This is a genomic window from Streptomyces sp. R28 (genome assembly GCF_041052385.1).
Taxonomy (GTDB): Bacteria; Actinomycetota; Actinomycetes; order Streptomycetales; family Streptomycetaceae; genus Streptomyces.
Map to the genome: position 1 here is coordinate 4,088,408 of NZ_CP163439.1, position 18,684 is coordinate 4,107,091.

16 protein-coding genes and 1 pseudogene are annotated in these 18,684 nt (G+C 71.5%); 9 read left to right on the top strand and 8 right to left on the bottom strand.

The window, feature by feature from the left end; genetic code table 11:
- Window positions 1–25: 25 nt before the first annotated feature.
- The gene (locus AB5J49_RS18060; protein ID WP_369169662.1) at window positions 26–2,587 is read right to left on the bottom strand and encodes a helix-turn-helix domain-containing protein; all 2,562 of its coding nucleotides are present in this window, start codon (window positions 2,585–2,587) and stop codon (window positions 26–28) included.
- A 184-nt stretch (window positions 2,588–2,771) separates the two neighbouring features.
- Between AB5J49_RS18060 and AB5J49_RS18065 the strand changes: the two are divergent.
- The 7 genes and pseudogenes from AB5J49_RS18065 to AB5J49_RS18095 all read left to right on the top strand — a co-directional run.
- A pseudogene (locus tag AB5J49_RS18065) lies at window positions 2,772–3,842 on the top strand (BTAD domain-containing putative transcriptional regulator); the annotation flags it as partial.
- A 662-nt stretch (window positions 3,843–4,504) separates the two neighbouring features.
- On the top strand, window positions 4,505–5,212 hold the full coding sequence (locus AB5J49_RS18070; protein WP_369169663.1) for a DUF6585 family protein: 708 nt from the start codon (window positions 4,505–4,507) through the stop codon (window positions 5,210–5,212).
- A gap of 183 nt (window positions 5,213–5,395) precedes the next feature.
- Window positions 5,396–5,626, top strand: a complete 231-nt coding sequence (locus AB5J49_RS18075; RefSeq protein ID WP_369169664.1) for a hypothetical protein — start codon at window positions 5,396–5,398, stop codon at window positions 5,624–5,626.
- A 34-nt stretch (window positions 5,627–5,660) separates the two neighbouring features.
- Entirely contained in the window at window positions 5,661–6,200 is a 540-nt protein-coding gene (locus tag AB5J49_RS18080; RefSeq protein WP_369169665.1) for a hypothetical protein, read from the top strand.
- 277 nt (window positions 6,201–6,477) lie between these two features.
- Window positions 6,478–7,335 (top strand): LLM class flavin-dependent oxidoreductase, encoded by an 858-nt coding sequence (locus AB5J49_RS18085; RefSeq protein WP_369175177.1) that lies wholly within the window; start codon window positions 6,478–6,480, stop codon window positions 7,333–7,335.
- Window positions 7,336–7,434: 99 nt separating this feature from the next.
- Entirely contained in the window at window positions 7,435–7,932 is a 498-nt protein-coding gene (locus AB5J49_RS18090) for a hypothetical protein (RefSeq protein WP_369169666.1), read from the top strand.
- 80 nt (window positions 7,933–8,012) lie between these two features.
- Window positions 8,013–8,315 carry a hypothetical protein gene (locus AB5J49_RS18095; protein ID WP_369169667.1) on the top strand — a complete coding sequence of 101 codons (303 nt, stop codon included), beginning with the start codon at window positions 8,013–8,015 and terminating at the stop codon, window positions 8,313–8,315.
- Between the two features lie 58 nt (window positions 8,316–8,373).
- Here AB5J49_RS18095 and AB5J49_RS18100 read toward each other — a convergent pair whose 3' ends face one another.
- Entirely contained in the window at window positions 8,374–8,775 is a 402-nt protein-coding gene (locus AB5J49_RS18100; RefSeq protein WP_369169668.1) for a VOC family protein, read from the bottom strand.
- 162 nt (window positions 8,776–8,937) lie between these two features.
- Between AB5J49_RS18100 and AB5J49_RS18105 the strand changes: the two genes are divergently transcribed.
- Window positions 8,938–10,449, top strand: coding sequence for an alginate lyase family protein (locus AB5J49_RS18105; protein ID WP_369169669.1), 1,512 nt, complete (start codon window positions 8,938–8,940; stop codon window positions 10,447–10,449).
- Between the two features lie 77 nt (window positions 10,450–10,526).
- Here the strand turns inward: AB5J49_RS18105 and AB5J49_RS18110 are convergent, their stop codons facing one another.
- Both AB5J49_RS18110 and AB5J49_RS18115 read right to left on the bottom strand, forming a co-directional pair.
- Window positions 10,527–12,062 (bottom strand): MFS transporter, encoded by a 1,536-nt coding sequence (locus AB5J49_RS18110; RefSeq protein ID WP_369169670.1) that lies wholly within the window; start codon window positions 12,060–12,062, stop codon window positions 10,527–10,529.
- Between the two features lie 87 nt (window positions 12,063–12,149).
- A complete protein-coding gene (locus AB5J49_RS18115) occupies window positions 12,150–13,517 on the bottom strand; it encodes a DUF445 domain-containing protein (protein ID WP_369169671.1) in 1,368 nt (455 codons plus the stop codon).
- Between the two features lie 232 nt (window positions 13,518–13,749).
- On the opposite strand from AB5J49_RS18115, the gene AB5J49_RS18120 reads away from it, so the two are divergent.
- The gene (locus AB5J49_RS18120) at window positions 13,750–15,117 is read left to right on the top strand and encodes an SGNH/GDSL hydrolase family protein (RefSeq protein ID WP_369169672.1); all 1,368 of its coding nucleotides are present in this window, start codon (window positions 13,750–13,752) and stop codon (window positions 15,115–15,117) included.
- A gap of 150 nt (window positions 15,118–15,267) precedes the next feature.
- On the opposite strand, the gene AB5J49_RS18125 is transcribed toward AB5J49_RS18120, so the two are convergent.
- From AB5J49_RS18125 to AB5J49_RS18140, 4 genes are read right to left on the bottom strand one after another with little or no spacing between them, the layout of a single operon-like run.
- Entirely contained in the window at window positions 15,268–15,960 is a 693-nt protein-coding gene (locus tag AB5J49_RS18125) for a DUF1707 domain-containing protein (RefSeq protein ID WP_369169673.1), read from the bottom strand.
- A gap of 33 nt (window positions 15,961–15,993) precedes the next feature.
- Window positions 15,994–17,025 carry an ATP-binding cassette domain-containing protein gene (locus AB5J49_RS18130; RefSeq protein WP_369169674.1) on the bottom strand — a complete coding sequence of 344 codons (1,032 nt, stop codon included), beginning with the start codon at window positions 17,023–17,025 and terminating at the stop codon, window positions 15,994–15,996.
- Between the two features lie 18 nt (window positions 17,026–17,043).
- Entirely contained in the window at window positions 17,044–17,808 is a 765-nt protein-coding gene (locus tag AB5J49_RS18135; protein WP_369175178.1) for an ABC transporter permease, read from the bottom strand.
- Between the two features lie 58 nt (window positions 17,809–17,866).
- Window positions 17,867–18,667 carry an ABC transporter permease gene (locus AB5J49_RS18140; protein ID WP_369175180.1) on the bottom strand — a complete coding sequence of 267 codons (801 nt, stop codon included), beginning with the start codon at window positions 18,665–18,667 and terminating at the stop codon, window positions 17,867–17,869.
- Between the last annotated feature and the right edge of the window lie 17 nt (window positions 18,668–18,684).

Sequence of the window (18,684 nt, forward strand, 5' to 3'; positions counted from 1 at the left end):
CTGGTTGCTGCTGTGGTGCCAGACGCTAAAGAGGGGCCATGAAATCGTCGTGAACCCCGGAGCTGCGGTGATCGTGGCGCCGGCGGTGGTGCTGGGCGAGGTGATGTTGCAGGCGGGCGTGGCGGAACTGGTAGACCGCGCCCGCCTGGCGCAGTACGCCGCGCCGGTAGGCGTCCTCCAAGAACGTGACCACGGCCCAGGGCAGGCGGCCGGTCAACGGCAGCCAGATGCGGGTGAGGACGAGCCACTGGCCCCAGGCGGTCAGGGTGAGGGCGTAGCCGAGGGCGCCGGCGAGGCCGCTGATGGCGCCGAGTACCAGGCTGGCCGTGGGGCTCCAGACGAGCTGACCCAGGTGCCCCTGCAGGAGGTCGACCACGACTCCGGCGCCGACTCCGACCACCGCCCCGAAGAGGGGTGCCCCGAGCAGCAGTTGGGTGATGACTGTGCGGCGGTTCGTGTGCAGGAGGCGGCGCGGGTTGACGGCGGATTTGAGGTCGAGAGGGGTTTCCAGGTGGTCGAGGAAGCAGAAGGTGATCGCGGCGGCGCCGCAGAAGATCAGACCGTAGACGACCCCGTCGACCAGCGCGAGGTTCAGCCCGACCGAGAGTCCGGCCTTCCAGTGGAACGAGTTGACCGTGCCGATCACGACCCCGTAGCCGAAGCCGAAGACCAACCCGCCCAGCCCCCCGATCAGGTGTCGGTGCCCGGACTTCCACTGGATGGTCGCGGGCCTGCCGCGGATGCGCAGGCGCATGGCGGACGGCATCACCGCCTTGTCCTTGACCGCGAACATGAGCCAGTACGCGAACCCGAACATGAGTCCGGAAAGGAGTCCTACGGCAACCGCGTCCACGATCGGGAACGGGAACGGGTTGCCGATGGCGAAGGAGACGGCACAGTCGACGAGCCCTATGACCAGACCGGTCATCACCGCGGTGACCAGGGTGCGCGCGGCGGGGCGCAGTCCGCTGCCGAGCCGCCACCAGGCGAGGTCGGGGGTGTCGAGTCGGGACAGGTGGTGGGCGAGGTAGCCGAGCCAGTGGCGGGCGCGGTCGGGTTCGAAGGCGGGGCTTGGTTTGGTGCCGGGGGATTGCGGGAGTTGGTGGCGGTAGACGGTGGGGAGGAAGTTGTCGAGGAGGTGGTCTTCCAACTTCCCGGCGCTGTCGAACCGTTCGGGGTCCAGTAGTGAGGCCGGGTCGTGGTCGGGGGTGTCGCTGTAGACGGTGCGGGCGAGCGCGACCATCAGCGGGGTGGCCAGGACCGTGGTGAGGAGAAACGCGGGCCGGGTCTGCGGGTGCGTGCGCAGTTCGGTCAGTACGGGGTCCCAGGCGTTCGCGGTGGGGTGCGCCGGGCCGGGCTTGCGGGTGGTGCGGGGCAGGTAGTCGGCCAGGTCGTCGAGGGTGAGGTCGGTGAGTTCGAGCGCGGCGGCGGAGGTCAGTACGTCGGTCTCGGCGACCGCGGCGGCGTATTCGGCGGGGCGGCTGGTGAGCAGGAGGGGGAGCGTGGTGGCGTTGAGGGCTTCCAGCGCGGGGCGGCGCAGGCCGTCGGCCATCTCGTCGAAGCCGTCCAGGACGGGGAGGATGCGGCCGGACTCCACCAGGGCCGAGGCCAGGCTCTCCCTGCCGGGGCCGCGGGCGGTGTAGCCGGGGTGGTCGCGCGTCAGCTGGGCGGTCAGCCAGTCGCGCAGGGTGATGGTGGTGGGGTTCCAGGCGCCGATGCTGAAGATCACCGGGACGGGTTCCGTGGGGGCGCGCGACTTCAGGTGGTCGAGGACGAAGCGCAGAGCCAGGATCGTCTTGCCCGAGCCGGATCTGCCCAGGACGACCAGGCGTCCGGACGGGATGCGCCGGTAGATGTCGGTGATCTCGTCCAGTTGGCCGTCCAGGTCGAGGGGGTCGGCCGTGGCCTTCGCGGGGAGGCGGAGGATGTTGGCCCAGTGGTCGGTCAGCGTCTCGGGGGCCGTACGCCAGCGGACCGGCAGCGGGAACGGGTCCTGGACCTGGCGCTGTTCTTCTTCGCGCTGCCAGCGGGCGGCCACCAGCTTCGCGAGCTGCTCGGCGGGGTCGGGGGGCGACGTGGGGTCGGGTGGGGACGTGGGGTCGGGTGGGGGCTCGTCGGCGGGGTGGTTCCGTCGGTCGGTGGGTGAGTCCCGTCGGTCCGTGGGTGAGTCCCGTCGGTCCGTGGGTGAGTCATGTTGGTCTGTGGGTGCGTCCCGTCGGTCCGTGGGTGAGTCATGTTGGTCTGTGGGTGCGTCCCGTCGGTCCGTGGGTGAGTCATGTTGGTCTGTGGGTGCGTCCCGTCGGTCCGTGGGTACGTCCTGTTGCTCGTCATCCGGGTTGCCGGGGACGGCGGCGCTCAGTAACTCCTCGCGCTCCTCGGGCCGTAGCGGCAGCGCCTTGGCCAGCTCCTGCACCGTGGTCATGCGCGGGTTGGTGCGTTTGCCGGTCTCCAGACCGCGGATGGTGCGCACGCTCCCCCCGGAGCGCTCCGCCAGGTCCTCCTGGGTCATCCCCGCCCGGACCCGCAGCCGCCGCAGCACCTCTCCGAACTCTCCGGACCCGCCGAACCCGCCGAACTCACCGGCCACAAGTCACAGCCCTTCCCCCTGAGATGTCGACTTTTCGCAGCTCAGGGACTCTAGCGCGGTCACCGGCCACATATGACCGCCTCAATGGCCTGTCCACGTTTCCTCCACCACGGCCACCTTCTATGGCATCGAAGGGATCGACCGGATCGAGTGGCTCGACCGGTCCGGAGAACGGGGAACCACCATGCCGACGACGACCGCACCCCAGGGACGGCCGAGCGCCACCGCCCTCACCTCTCAGGAACGCGAGGTGCTCTACGCGCTCGGATGCGGCCTGGAGAACGCCGAGATCGCGGACGCGCTCGCGCTGCCCGAGCATGTGGTGGCCGGGCAGCTGGGCCGCATCCTGCTGAAGTTGGGGCTGCGGGACCGGGCCGCCGCCATCGTGCACGCCTTCGACTGCGGCCTGGTCGTGCCGGGGCAGGGGCCACGCAGGAGGACATCGGCACCGGGGATCAGCGTCCCCGGAGGCGGCCCGGCGGACGGCTGGGCCGACCCCGCACCCGATGCCAGGCTTCGTGTCTCGGTGCTCGGCCCGCTGCGGGCCCGGCTTTGCGGGCAGCCCGTTGACGTCGGGCCGGTCCGGCAGCAGGCCGTGCTGGCGGCGTTGGCGCTGGCCCCGGGCCGGTCGGTCAGCCGGCAGGAACTGCTGGACGGCGTATGGGGGATGGAGTCGCCGGGCGCGAACGTCGTACCAGTGTATGTGTACCGGCTGCGCAAGGGCCTGCGTCTTGGGGAGTGCCCGGACTCGGTGATCAGGCGGGACCGGTACGGCTATCGGCTGGTGCCCGGCGTGGTCGAGGTGGACGTGGCGTGCATGGAGGAACTGGTCACCGCGGCCGGAGCTGCCGAGCGGGCCGGTGACCTGGCCGAGGCGGTGCGGCTGTGCGCCCGGGCGCTGGCCCTGTTCCGTGGTGAACCGCTGGCCGGACTGCCTGGGCCCTTGGCCGAGTTGGAGCGGCTGCGGCTGGTCGAGCGCAGGGTCGCCCTGGCACAGCGGAAGGCGGAGTGGCAGCTGAGGCTCGGCCGAGTCGCCGAGGCGAGCGCCGAACTCTCCGCGCTGGCTCTGGAACAGCCGCTGAACGAACCGGTCGCCGCGCTGCTGATGTACGCGCTGCACCGCAGCGGTCGAAGGGCCGAGGCGCTGACCGTCTTCGACCGCACCGGCAGGCGGCTCGCCGACGAGCTGGGGGTGGCCCCGGGTGAACTCTTGTGCCGGGCGCGGTGGTCGGTGCTTCGGGGGGATGGTGCGGATTCCGGGCGGCGCGGCGTCGCTCCCGGGCGGGACGGCGCGGATTCCGGGCGGCGCGGCGTCGCTCCCGGGCGGGACGGTGCGGATTCCGGGCGGGGCGGCGTGAGTCCTGGTCGAGACGGCACGGCTGCCGGACGGGGCGGCACGCTTTCCCCCCGCCAGGACGACACAGCTCCCCGCCGGGACCGCGCGGCTTTCGGGCCGCTCGGCGCCGCTCACGGTCGCGACGGCGCCACTCCTCGCCGGGACGACACGGCTCCCCGCCGGGACGGTGCGGGTTCCGGACGGGACGGCGCGCATCCCCGCCAGGACGGCGCCACTACCCGCCGGGACGGCGCAGCTGCCGGGCGGGGCGGCACGCTTTCCCCCCGCCAGGACGACACAGCTCCCCGCCGGGACCGCGCGGCTTTCGGGCCGCTCGGCGCCGCTCACGGTCGCGACGGCGCCACTCCTCGCCGGGACGACACGGCTCCCCGCCGGGACGGTGCGGGTTCCGGACGGGGCGGCGTGAGTCCTGGTCGAGACGGCACGGCTCCCCGCCGGGACGGCGCGGGTTCCGGGCGGGACGGCGCGCATCCCCGCCAGGACGGCGCCACTACCCGCCGGGACGGCGCAGCTGCCGGACGGGGCGGCGTGGCTCACGAGCGTGGTCAGGCGGGGGCGGCGTGAGTGAGGGGGCATCCCGGGACCGCGCCGGCGAGTTGCTGCTCGCGAGGGTCTCCGAGGCCGCGGGCCGGGCACAGCTTGGCAGGCGGCGCGCCACCTATCGGGCGCCGCTCACCGAACCCGGGGTCCGGCAGGCCGTCGCCGGACGCCTTCGTCGCCTGCTGTGGGCCGACGGCAGGACGGGGGCGGGCGCGGGGGCGGGCGCGGGCGCGCGGCTGGATTTGTACGAGCACGGGCTGACGGCGGCCGTCGACGGACGGATTCATGTCGTCCGCTACGACACCACCGTGGTGCGTCGGCGCAGGGTGCTGTCCCCGCAGGGCATCGCCCACGCCCATGTGCTCGTCGACGTCGACGGTGAGCGGATCGTGCTGCGCTCCGGCGACTTCGGCCATCCGGAGGCGTGGGAACCCGAGATCCGCCGGGCCGTCACCAACGCGCAGGTACCGCGGGCCTTCGCCGCGCTGGCCGAGGGGGCGCGGCTCGTCTTCGGCCCCGTGTGGATCACCAGGGACACGTTCGGCTCCCGAGGGACGTCCCTGCGCTGGGCGCAGGTCCAGCGGATCGAGATCCTCAACGGTTCCGTCGCCGTCCGCGCCGCCGGCCGGTGGCAGGTCTGGGGGACCGTCACGTCCGGGATCCCGAACCTCTGTGTCCTCCACGCCCTCGCCGAGCAACTGTCCGCCGCCGAGCGGGACGAGGACTGACGTACGGCCTGGCCGACGTACGGCCCCTTGTGACGTACGGCCCCTTGTTTCACGGCGATTTCACGGGCCGCTCCTAGCGTCCGACCGGACGTGCCGACGGCCACCCACAGCCCACCCCAACCCAACCCAACCCACCACACCCCACCGAGCACACCCGCTCGTGACGATCCGAAGGAGACCGGCATGGCCGACAGCTACCGATACCGGTGCGGTGAGTGCGGGCACCGCACCCCCTGGGGGAGCGAATCCCAGGGCGAGCAGGCGATGGAGACCCACTACGCCCGACGCCATCCGCATGTCGCCCCCGGCGGGATGGTCGAGTTCCGCAAGGGGTCGTCCTCCGGATGCGGCTCCGGGTGCCTGATCGCCCTGGGGATCGTGGTTCTGCTGCTGATCATCGCTTCCCGGCACTGACGAGACCGACAACAGCAAGAAGGCGGAGGATCGCATGACAGTTGCGCCGGGCAGGGACATGACGAATGCGCTGGTCGACAGGGCCAGGGGCGAACGCGAGCGGCGGAGCAGCGGACGGAGCCGGGCGTCCGCACTGTTCGCGCTGGCGGTGGTGGGCGGGATCGGGCTGCTGCTGGCCCTGACGGTCGGCGGAGACCCGAACGAGCCGCCGACCTGCGACGACAAGACCATGACGCGCGGCGACGTGTGCGTCATCTACTCGAGCGGGAGTGGCGGCGGCTCCTTCTCGTACGACGAGATGGTCGACCGCCGCGAGTCGAGCAATACCGTGATGCGCGGGATCGGGTTCGGCCTCGCCGGGCTCTGCGCGGTGCTGATGATCCCGGTGGCGACGCGGCTGGACCCGTCCACGCCGTGGGGTACTCCGGTCGCCGGTGCCTGCCCGAGGTGCGGCAAGCCGAACCGCCGGGAGAGGAAGACCACGCACAGCATCTCCCAGGGCCGGACGACGTACTCCTACACGGGCGTCGTCACCCTGTGCACCTGCGGCTTCAGTGCCGTCAGGCGGCCGTGACGGCATCGAGTTGCCGGGAACGCCCAACACTCCACGGGCCTCACCGTCACCGAGGCCGGCCACGGCGGTCATAAATGGTTTGTCCCGCGAAATCGGCCCGCCCTACAGTGAGTTGACTTCGACGAGACGTTCCCCCGAAAGAAGCCGCAGAGCGGGAACGTCCCACCTCACGGAGGTGCCGGAGGGGCGGCAGCTGTCTTTGTCGACCCCTCTTTTCGGAGGCCCCTTCATGAACGTCGATACGAACGTCGGTACGAACGTCGGTACGAACGTCGATATGCACGTCGGTACGAACGTAGGCATCGGCCTGCCCATCGGCGACCCCACCACCCTGCTCACCTGGGCCCGGCGCGCCGACGCCGGTCCCTTCAGCACGCTCGGCCTGCTCGACCGGCTCGTCTACGACAACCCCGAGCCGCTGACCGCCCTGGCCGTCCTCGCGGGCGCCACCTCGCGCATCCGCGTCCAGACCGAGGTGCTGCTCGCCCCGCTGCGGGACACCGCCCTGCTGGCCAAGCAGGCGGCCACCCTGGACCGAATGACCGACGGCCGCCTGGTCCTCGGCCTCGGCGTCGGCGGCCGCGAGGACGACCACCGTGTCGCCGGCACCGACCTGCACACCCGGGGCCGGCGGCTGAACGAGCAGATGGCGACACTGCGCCGCCTGTGGTGGGGCGAGCCGTACGGCGACGGCGTCGGCCCCATCGGTCCGGCGCCCGCTCGACCCGGCGGCCCGGAAGTGCTGTTCGGCGGCTTCCAGCCCGCCGCCCTCGAACGCGTCGCACGCTGGGGCGACGGCTTCCTCGCGGCCGCGGCGCCCTCCTGGGCGGGCGGCCTGTTCGACACCGTCCGCGGGTTCTGGAAGGAGTACGGCCGCGACGGCGAGCCCCGCCTCGTGGCTCAGGTGAACGTCGCGCTCGGCCCGCAGGACGTGCTCGACGACGCGCGCGCCCGCATGCACGCCTACTACGCCTTCACCGGCATGGCCGACCGCATGGTCGAGGGCCTGCTCACCACCCCGGCCGAGATCCGCGCCGCGATCACCGCCTTCGCCGATCTCGGCGCCGACGAGGTCATGCTCTACTGCTACGGCCTCGACCCGGACCAGGTCGACCGTCTGGCCGACGTGCTGTAGCACCCCTGTTGCCGGAATTGTGGGCTCCACCACAGCCGGGTGCGTCGGGCCCTGTTGGACTCGGCGCACCCGCCGCCGTCCGCCCTGCCTGGAGGCCACGTGTTCCTGCTGATCCTGCTGTTCGCCGTGGTCGCGGTGATCGTCGCCGTGGGCCTGTGCGGATACGGCGGCCGCACACTGTCCGACCACGGCCTGCGGCGCGCCGGCGCTCCCGCCGTACTGCGCGGCGTCGCCGCCCTCGCGGGTGCGGGCGTCTGCGCCCTGTACGCGTGGGGGTTGCTCGCCGTCTGCGGCGCGGTCATGACCGCGGAGGACGGCGGCACAGACTCGTCGCCGCCCCAGTCCTGCCGTACGGCGGGCTGGTGGGAGCGGCACCAGCAGGGCATCGAGATCGTCGGCTACAAGGTCACGTACATCCCCCTCGGGTTCGTCTGCGAGACGAGCGACGGCGGGAGTTACGACAACGGTGACGTGCCCGGGTACGTCAATCCGGCCGCCCTGGTCCTCGCCCTCACCGCCGCCGGGGGCGCGATCGGCTCGGGGTACGCCTCGGAGTTGCGCGCCCGCGCCGATTTACGCAGGGGCGAGGCCGGTTAGCCTCGGTTCTCCAAGGCTCGGCCGAGGTGGTCGGCCCAACTGGTCGGCAGAAGCGGTCGGCAGAAGTGGTTGGAGGCAGTATGGCGAAGGTTCCCAGCGCGGTGGTCGCCGCGGGTGGGCTCGTGGGTGGGTACGGCGTGGCCCGCTGGACCAGGAAGCGGCAGCTCGGCGGGGCCGTGCTGGCCGTCGCGGGGGCCGCGGCCGCGCAGCAGTGGCGGCAGCAGGCGGGCGGGAAGGCCGCGGGGGCGCTGACCGCCGCGTATGTCGCCGCCTTCGCCGGTTCGCATCCGCTGGCCAAGAAGGTGGGCGCCTGGCCCGCCGTCTTCGGGGTGGCGGGGGCGGTGGCCCTCGCGTCCTGGGCGGTGGCGGACCGCAAGGGCTGAGGAACCGGGCTTTTCCCGGCGCCCGTCGCCCGGCGTCCGGTCGCAGCCCCGGCCGCGGTCACGGCTGGTCACCCCCGTCGCCGCGGACCGACATCTCTCCGGCGCGCTGGTGCGTCAGCACATTCACCACCCGCCCGTTCGGATCCCGTACGAAGAACCGCCGTACGCCCCACTCCTCGTCCCGCAGCTCCCGTACGACCTCCGCGCCCGACGCCGTCACCTGCGCGTACACGGCGTCGACGTCCTCGACCTCCACGCTCAGGTCGGGGACGACGGGGGCGGTGCGTTCCTCGGTGAAGAAGCTGATCTGGGCGGTGGGGTTGGCCGGGGACGCCATCGTCATCACCCAGCCCATGTGCATCACCTCCTCGAAGCCGAGCAGGCCGTAGAAGTCCCGGTTCGTCTGCATCGCTGCCTGGGACCCGACGTGGACGTCGGGGACGATCCTGCGGATGGTCATCGGATACGGCTCCTCATCGGCGTGGCTTCTCCCTGGTCACCGTCGGTTCTCCGTAATCGCCGTCCGTTCTCCGTGATCGGCGTCCGGAGTTTTTGTTATCCCCCGCAGTCTTCCCCCGTCTCCTCACCGTCCCCAGCCTCAGGCACGCGAGGAATTGACGACGTGACACGACAGATCAGCCGCCGGAGCATGCTCAAGGCCGCGGGCGCGGCAGCCGGAGCCGTCGGTATCGGTACGGCCGTGCTGCCCACCCCTGCCGTGGCGGCCGGCGCCTACGCCCACCCCGGCCTCCTGCACACCGGCGCCGACCTCGGCCGTATGGCCGCCAAGGTGAAGGCCGGCGCCGCCCCCTACACGGCCGGGTTCGCCAAGCTGACCGCCAACCGGCACGCGCAGAGCGGCTGGGCGGCCAGCCCGCAGGAGATCGTGTTCCGGGGGGAGGGCGGGCCGCAGAACTACGTCACCCTCTACAACGACGTCCACGCCGCGTACCAGAACGCCCTGCGCCACCACGTCAGCGGTGACAGCGCGCACGCCGACACCGCCGTGGCGATCCTCAACGCCTGGTCGGCCCAGCTGACCAGCGTGCAGGGCAGCGCGGACCGATTCCTGGCCGCCGGTCTGCAGGGCTACCAGATCGCCAACGCGGCCGAACTCGTCCGCGACCACCCCGACTTCGAGCTCGGCCGGTTCCAGGAGATGCTGAGCACCGTCTTCGCGCCGCCCAGCGACAGCTTCCTGGCCGACCACAACGGCGCCGTCGTCAGCAACTACTGGACCAACTGGGACCTCGCCGCCATGTGCTGCGTCCTGGCCACCGGCATCTTCTGCGACGACAAGGCCCAGGTCGCCCGCGCTGTGGAGTACTTCAAGCACGGCGAGGGGCTCGGCTCGGTCAGGAACGCCATGCCCGTCGTACTCGACGACGGACTCGCCGAGTGGCTGGAGGCCGGCCGCGACCAGGGGCACGCCCTGCTCGGCGTCGGTCTGATGGGCACCTTCTGCGAGATGGCCTGGAACCAGGGCATCGACCTGTACGGCTACGACGACAGCCGCTTCCTCAAGGGCGCCCAGTACGTCGCCAAGTGGGCCATGGGCGGGGAGGTGCCGTTCACCGCGAACACCCGCAGGAAGGGCGCGATCAACGGCTGGTCGGGGTCGGAGACCGTGACCCGGGCCGCGCCCGTGGACCCGGCGATGACCCGCCCGATCTGGGCGATGATCGCCAACCACTACACCAAGCGCCGGGGCCTGTCGGCCTCGTACCTCACGCAGATCGCCGCGAAGTCCGGGCCGGAGGGCGGCGGCGGGGACTACGGCCCCAACAGCGGCGGCTACGACCAACTGGGCTTCGGCACACTGGCGTTCACGCGGGACAAGGCCACGGGGGCGGGCACGGGCACAGGCGGTTCGCCCGGTCCGGCGGCGTCGGCTTCGGCGTCCGCCGGTTCGGGGTCGGGATCGGGCTCGGGGTCAGGATCGGGGTCGGATCCCCGGCCGCAGACGGGTGGCTCCACGGCCTCGCCCTCCGCGTCCGCGTCCGCCTCCGCCGCCGGTGACCTCGCCGCCACCGGCTCGAACGACATCGTCGGCTGGACCGCCGCCACGGGCATCACCGCCCTCGCCGGGGGCCTGCTCCTGCTGCGCCGCCGCGATCGGGCCCGGCGCGCGTAGCAGTAAGGGCCGGGCGAGGGTCTCGGGTCCCGGCTCTTGACCGGGGGGAGGAAAGCCGGGGGCCGGTCCGCCCCCCCCTACGCCCCTGTAACCCCTGTCGCCCCAGCAGCCCCCGTCGGCCCCGTCGGCCCCGCCGCCCGCTCCCCCGCGCGGGTCGGCCTGGCCACCGCGGTGAGCGGGCGGGCGATGTCCTCCAGCGACCGGCGTTCCGCGCGCACCGCGAGGAGCGCCGCGGCCAGGCCCGCCAGGCACATCAGGGCCGCGCCGATCTGGAAGGCGAGGACGGTGTCGCCGACCCTGCCGGTCTCGGTGAGGTCGGCGAACAGCAGCGGCCCGCTGATGCCGCCGGCCGCCGTACCCAGGGCGTAGAAGAAGGCGATGGACATCGCGCGGGTCTCCATCGGGAAGACCTCGGAGACCGTGAGGTAGGCACTCGACGCGCCCGCCGAGGCGAAGAACAGGACCGCGCACCAGCAGGCCGTCAGTGTGGCCGCGCTGAGCACGCCCTGGTCGAACAGCCAGGCCGTGCCGAAGAGAAGGAGGCCCGAGAGCAGGTACGTCGACGAGATCATGACCCGGCGGCCGACCGTGTCGAACAGCTTGCCGAGCAGCAGCGGCCCCAGGAAGTTGCCGACCGCGATGACGGCGAAGTAGTAGCCGGTGTTACCGCTCGGGACGTCGAAGAACGTGGTCAGGATCGCGCCGAAGCCGAAGGTGATGGCGTTGTAGAGGAACGCCTGGCCGATGAACAGGGCGAAGCCGAGGATCGCCCGCCTGCGGTACTTCGAGAAGACCGTGCGGCCGATCTCCAGGAACGTCACGCTCCTGCGCTGGTGGATGGTGATCTCGCCCTCGGCGCGCGGCAGCGGCTCGTCGCGCTCGGCCTCGATCTTCCGCTCGATGGACGTCACGATCCGTTCCGCCTCCTCGTCGCGGCCGTGGATCAGCAGCCAGCGTGGGCTCTCCGGGACGTGCCGCCGGACCAGGAGGATGACCAGGGCGAGGACGGCACCGAGCGCGAACGTCAGCCGCCAGCCGAGGTTCGCGGGCAGGACCGCCGTGTTCAGCGCGACGATCGACAGCAGCGAGCCGCCGACCGCGCCCAGCCAGAAGCTGCCGTTGATCATCAGGTCGACGCGGCCGCGGTACTGAGCCGGGATCAGCTCGTCGATCGCGGAGTTGATCGCCGCGTACTCGCCGCCGATGCCGAAGCCGGTCAGGAAGCGGAACAGGAAGAACCACCAGGTCTCGAAGGAGACCGCGGTCAGGGCCGTCGCCGCCAGGTAGACCGCCAGGGTGACCATGAAGAGCCTTTTGCGGCCCCATTTGTCGGTCAGGCGGCCCCAGAACAGGGCGCCCAGGCAGGCACCGGCCACGTACAGCGCGGCGGCCAGGCCGGTGACCTGGCCGGAGGTGATCGGCAGTCCGCTGCCGGGCTCGGAGAGCCGGGGCGCGATGTTGCCGACGACCGTGACCTCCAGTCCGTCGAGGATCCACACGGTGCCGAGACCGATCACGATCGTCCAGTGCCAGCGCGACCACGGGAGGCGGTCGAGGCGGGCGGGGATGTCGGTCGTCACGGTCCGGCCGGTCTGGGCCTGCGCGGTGGCCATGGGCTCCCTCCTCATCGAGCGGAACCCGCATCGGGTGCCCCGAGGAGGCCGGCCCTACGCCACCCCTATGCCACCCCTACGCCACCTCTACGCGCCCAACGCCCGCGACACCGTGTAGATCAGCAGCCCGGCCAACGACCCCACGACCGTGCCGTTGATGCGGATGAACTGCAGGTCGCGGCCGATGTGCGCCTCGATCTTCTTCGTCGTGTGCTCGGCGTCCCAGCTCGCCACGGTGTCCGTGATCAGGGACGTGATCTCCTTGCGGTAGGTGGTGACGACGTAGACCGCCGCGCCCTCGACCCAGCTGTCGACCTTGGCCTGGAGCCGCGGCTCGACGGCCATCCGCGCGCCCAGCGACAGCAGCGAGGCACGCACGCGCAGGCGCAGCTCACTGCGTTCGTCCTCGGCCGCGGAGACGATCATCGACCGTACGGCGGTCCACGCGGACGCGATCAGGTCCTGGACCTCGCCGCGCCCCAGCACCTCTCCCTTGAGCCGCTCGACACGCGCGCGTGTGTCCGAGTCGGACTGCAGGTCGGAGGCGAAGTCGGTGAGGAAGCGGTCGAGGGCGCCGCGGGCCGGGTGGGAGGGCATGTCGCGCATCTCGGTGACGAAGCGGAGCAGCTCCTTGTAGACGCGCTCGCCGACCCTGCGGTCGACGAACTTCGGGGTCCAGCCGGGGGCGCCGCCCTGGACCGCGTCCATGATCTCGTCGTCGTGCAGGATCAGCCAGTTCTGGGCCCGCGCGACGATCAGGTCGACGGCCCGCTTGTGGCCGCCGTCCTCGACGATCCTCTGCAGCATCTTCCCTATGCCGGGCGCGATGTCCTTCGCGTCGGCACGACGGGTGATCGCCTCTCCCACGACCGCCTGGACGTCCGAGTCGCGCATGACGGTCAGGGCACCTCTCAGTGCCGCCGACAGCTCCGCCGTCACCCGGTCCGCGTGCTCGGGGTCGGCCAGCCAGCCGCCCAGCCGGTTGCCGATGCCTACGGCGCGCAGACGCTGTCGTACGACGTCCTCGGAGAGGAAGTTCTCCCCGACGAACTCGCCCAGGGAGACGCCCAGCTGGTCCTTCTTGTTGGGGATGATCGCGGTGTGCGGGATGGGGATGCCCAGCGGGTGACGGAACAGGGCCGTGACCGCGAACCAGTCCGCGAGCGCGCCGACCATGCCGGCTTCGGCGGCCGCGGCGACATAGTCCGCCCAGTCCCCCGCTCCCGCGTTCGAGGCCCACTTGGCGAGGACGTACACCAGTGCCACGATCAGCAGCATCCCGGTCGCGGTGAGCTTCATCCGCCGTACGCCGCGCTGCTTCTCCTCGTCAGCGGCGGTGAACGTCGTCATCGCACGTACGGCCGATACAGGGACGCGCCGGTTATCGGCGGCATCCGACCGGGCATGCTCCCCTACGTCACGTGTTCCCGTTACATCCGGATTCGTACTTTCCATCCGCTCCACCCGTCCAGTGATCCCCCGCACACATTGTCCCTTCCTGACCGACTCCTGGAACGAATCAAGAGTTCCCGGCGTCTGTCCGGTGGGGGGAAGTCGATGGCGAAGTCCGGGTGAACTCCGGCGGCCCAATGGGGGGTCCGTGCAACTCCCCTCCGCCTCATGACGCATCATGAGGTGATCACATCGGAGCCTCGGGCTCCCATCCGCCCGAGGAGACACGCACCGCATGACCAGGCGTTACGCGGGGGGTGTGGGGGTCTCCCCCACAAAGTACGGCGCCCTGCTTTCGGGGGTCATCGCCCTTATCGTGGCGGTTTCGGCCGCCATATACATCGGAGTCGCCTCCGACAACGGCAGTGCCACGGAAAGGAGCGCCCCCGCCCGGGAAGGCGCCCCGCACAATCCCGCCGCCCCCGCCTCCACCGGCATCTGGGTCGGCGCCTGGTCCGCCTCCCCGGTCGGCGCCGAGCCGGGCACCGAGGTCGCGGGCCTGGCGGGCAACTCGGTCCGCAACGTCGTGCACACGAGTGTCGGCGGCAAGAGTGCCCGGATCACGCTGTCCAACCTCTACGGCCAGTCGGCGCTGACGATCACACACGCGTCGATCGCCGTCGCCGCCGGCACCGGGACCGCGGCGGCCGTCGCGGACACCATGCGGAGGCTGACCTTCGGTGGCAACCCCACGGTCGTCATCCCGCCGGGGCAGCAGGTGCTGAGCGACGCCGTGCGCCTCGCGATCGCCGCGGACACCGACGTCCTGGTCACCACCTACTCCCCCACCCCGTCCGGTCCGGTCACCTTCCACCCCCATGCGCGCCAGACCAGTTACATCGCCCAGGGCGACCTCGCCGAGGACGCGACCGGCGTGGCGTACACCGGGCGGGTCGAGGCCTGGCGGTACCTGACCGCGCTGGACGTCCTCAGCAACGAGTCCGACGGCACCGTCGTGGTCTTCGGCGACTCGCTGACCGACGGCATCACCTCCACCGAGAACGCCAACCGCCGCTGGACGGACGTCCTGTCGCGCCGGCTGCGCACGGCGATCGCGGCCGGCGAGAGCGTGCCGCGCTACAGCGTCGTCAACCAGGGCATCAGCGGCAACCAGATCCTCGCCAGCGGCGCCGGGCGCCCCGCGGACAACCAGGCCGGCATCGGCCGGTTCAACCGCGACGTCCTCTCCCGTACGAACGTCAAGGTCGTCGTCATCGACCTCGGCGTCAACGACATCCTGCGCAACCCGAACCTCGCCGACCCCGACCGCATCCTCGACGGCCTGCGCACCCTGGTCCGCCAGGCCCACGCCCGCGGCCTGAAGGTCATCGGCGCGACCCTGATGCCCTTCCAGGGCCACCGCGGGTACACCGACGCCCGCGAGAACGTACGCCTGCAGATCAACGCCGAGATCCGCGCGGGCCACGTCTTCGACGCGGTGGCCGACTTCGACCAGGCCGTCCGGGACCCGTACAACCCCCGCAAGTTCCGCCCCGACTACGACTCGGGCGACCACCTCCACCCGAGCGACAAGGGCTACGAGCGGATGGCGGAAACCTTCAACCTCCAGGACCTGAAGGGCGCGGCACCGGCGGAGCTGTAGGGGTCGGCCGTGCAGCCGGCGTAGCCGCGGGCGGGCGTGCCGCTCGGGGCGGGCGCCCGTCCCGAAGAAGGGCGGCACCCCGCCGGCGCGGGTGGGCATCCCGACCCGCGCGCCGGCCCCGACGCCGGGCAGCACGAAGCCGGCAGCGGCTCAGTCCAGCTCCCGCCGTTCGGCCTTCCGCTCCAGCTTCTCCCGCCGCCGCCCCTCCCGAGCCTCCTGCCGCTGGGCCCGCGTCCGCTTCCGCTCGACCCCGACACCGCCCCAGAAGGCGAACCCGGTCACGATCACGCGCGGCGCGCCCGGGTCCCCCGGCACGCCCTCCTCGCGGTGGTCGAACCCGCCCATGATCCCGATCCCGCGCACCTCGACCTCGACCCCGGGCGGTACGACGACCTGCACCCCGCCCATGATCGCGACGCAGTTGATCACGATCTCCCGGTCCGCGAAGTTCGCCTCCCGCAGATCGATCTCCCCGCCGCCCCAGAAGGCGAAGCAGTTGAACCGCTTCGGTGCCGTCCACCGCCCCCTGCGCTGGAACCCGGACATCACGGCGACAGCCCACGGCGACGACCCCTCACCGCCGACGATCCGCTCCGCCCAACTCCCGTCCGAGAGCCCGGCCTTCTTGACCATGTCGACCTTGGGAACGGCCACCGCACCGACGGGCAGATCCCGGGTGATCGGCGCCAGCTCCCCGTACGTACGCGCCTTGTACGTGGCGTCCAGACGTTCCCCGAACTCCTCCATGTCGAGCCGCCCCTCCGCGAGGGCGTCCCGCAGGACCTCGGCGACTCGTTCACGATCGGCGTCTGAGGCACGTAGCTGAGGAGCATCGTCGCTCATGTACGGCAGCCTACGAGCAACCCCGCCCCGGGGCTATGAGACCGCCTTGCCCGCGTTCCTCGTATTCGCCGCCTTCTCGGCCTGCTCGGGCGGGGGTTTGGGGGTGTCCCCCAATGTATGCAGCATCTTCGCGATCACGGCCTCGATGTCCGGCTCCCGCACCGACAGGTCCACCAGCGGATACTCCGCCGCGATCCGCGCCACCAGCACCGCCGCCGACTCGGCCGCGGGGAACGCCAGCCACTGCCGGGGCCCCTCCACCTTCACCACCCGCGCGGGCGCCGCCTCGATCGGCGGGAGCTCGCGCTCCAGGTCGACCACCAGGATGCGCTCGCTCTCCCCCACCTCGTGCAGGCCGGCGAGCGGACCGTCGTACATCAGCCGCCCGTGGTCGATGACCATCACCCGCGAGCACAGCTGCTCGATGTCCTGGAGGTCGTGCGTGGTCAGCAGCACCGTCGTGCCGCGCTCGGTGTTCAACTCCCGCAGGAACTCCCGCACCTTCGCCTTGGAGATGACGTCGAGCCCGATCGTCGGCTCGTCCAGGTACAGCACCTCGGGGTCGTGCAGCAACGCCGCCGCGATGTCGCCGCGCATCCGCTGGCCGAGGGAGAGCTGGCGTACGGGGACGTCCAACAGCTCGCCCAGGTCGAGGAGTTCGACCAGGCGGTCGAGGTTCTCGCGGTAACGGGCATCCGGGATGCGGTACATGCGGTGCATCAGCTTGTACGAGTCGAGCAGCGGCAGGTCCCACCACAGGGTGGTGCGCTGGCCGAACACCACCCCGATGCGGTGTGCGAGCCGGGTGCGCTCACGGGACGGGTCGATACCGGCGACGCGCAGCCGGCCCCCGCTCGGGGTCAGGATGCCGGTCAGCATCTTGATCGTCGTCGACTTGCCGGCGCCGTTCGGCCCGATGTAGCCCACCATCTCGCCGCGCGGCACGGTGAAGGAGATCGAGTCGACGGCCCGCACCTGCCGCCGCTCCCGCTTCAGGAAACCGGTCTTCTTGCGTACGTCGAAGACCTTCTCGACTCCGTCGAGTTCGATGAACGTGTCGTCCATGGCCTGCCCTCAGCTCCCCTAACTCCCCGTACTCCGATACGACCGCAGCCCGGCCCGCCACGCCAGTCCGGCCAGCGCACAGCACGCCGCCGCCACCAGCGGGGACGCGAAGGCCGCCCACTGCGGCAGGCCGAGCGGATACGGCCGCTCCAGCACATAGGCGGCCGGCACCCAGTTGACGAAGGCGAGCGGCAGTACGAACGTCACGCCGCGCACGAAGTCCTTCCCGAACACGGTCGGCGGGTACTGCAACAGCGTGGTGCCGCCGTACGTGAACGCGTTCTGCACCTCGGCGGCATCCTGCGCCAGGAACTGGAAGGCCGCGCCCGCCACGAACAGGGCGCAGAAGATCACCCCGCCGCTGACCACCATCACCGGCACCAGCAGCACCTTCGCCACGGTCCAGTCGACGTCGACGGCCGTCAGCCCCCAGCCCAGCACCAGCGCGCCCTGGGTGATCCTGCCCAGGCGGCGCAACGCGAAGTGGTCCGCGGCGACCTGGGCGAGCACCGGGGCGGGCCGCACGAGCAGCGTGTCGAAGGAACCGTCGCGCATCCGGCCGCCCAGGACGTCCATCGAGCCGAACGTCAGGTCGGCGAGCCCGAACGCCGTCGCCGAAAGTCCGTACAGGAAGGCGACTTCGGCCAGCGGCCAGCCGCCCAGTGAGCCGACCTGCGAGAACATCAGCAGGATCGCCACGAAGTCCAGTCCGGTCACCAGCAGGTTGCCGAAGACGGTGACGACGAAGGAGGTGCGGTAGGTCATCGTGGACCGGATCCACATCCCGGCGATCAGCCGGTAGGCCCGTAGCCCCTCACCCGCCCTGGCGGCGCCGGAGAACTCAGCCACCCTGCACCACCACGCGCCGCGTCGCCGCCGACTGCACCAGCCGTCCGGCCGCCAGCAACGCCACCGCCCACGCCGCTTGGAAGGCGTACGCCCTCAGCGGGTCGGTCTCCCCCATGAGCACGTCCGCCGGCATCTGCAGCTGCGCCGCCCACGGCAGCACCCGCACGATGTCGCCGAACACGCCCGGGAAGGCGTTCAGGGGCAGCACCATGCCCGAGAAGAAGATCCCCGTGATCATCAGGGCCTGGTTGACGCCCATGCCGTCCATCAGCCAGAACACGCTCAGGGCCGCCAGGTAGCGGATCGCGAAGCTGACGAGGGTCGCCAGCAGGAGGGTGACCGCGAAGGCCGCCCAAGGGGTGATGTCCGTCGGCAGTGCCATCGGGAAGAAGACCGCGCCGAACACGAACGGGATCACGCCCCGCCCCAGCATCTGGAACAGCGCCCGCCCCACGTCGCCCGCCAGCCACCACAGTTGGAGATCGGCCGGCCGGTACAGGTCGACGGCGATCTCACCGGTGCGGATGCGGTCCATCAGGTCCTTCTCGGCGCCGCCGCCCTGGATGGCCAGCGTCGCGTAGAGGCACTGGCCCAGCCACACATAAGTCACGGCCTGCGCCTGGTCGTAGCCCCCGAGGTGCGGCTTCTCGTCCCACAGCGCCAGATAGGTGTAGACGAGGATCACGCCGAAGACGGTGTTGGTGAACACCCCGGCCGCAGTGGCCGCCCGATACGTCGCGTATCGTCGGAATCCGCCCGCCGCGACGGCTAAGTACAACCGCCCCGAGCCCACATCCACGGCCCTCCTCG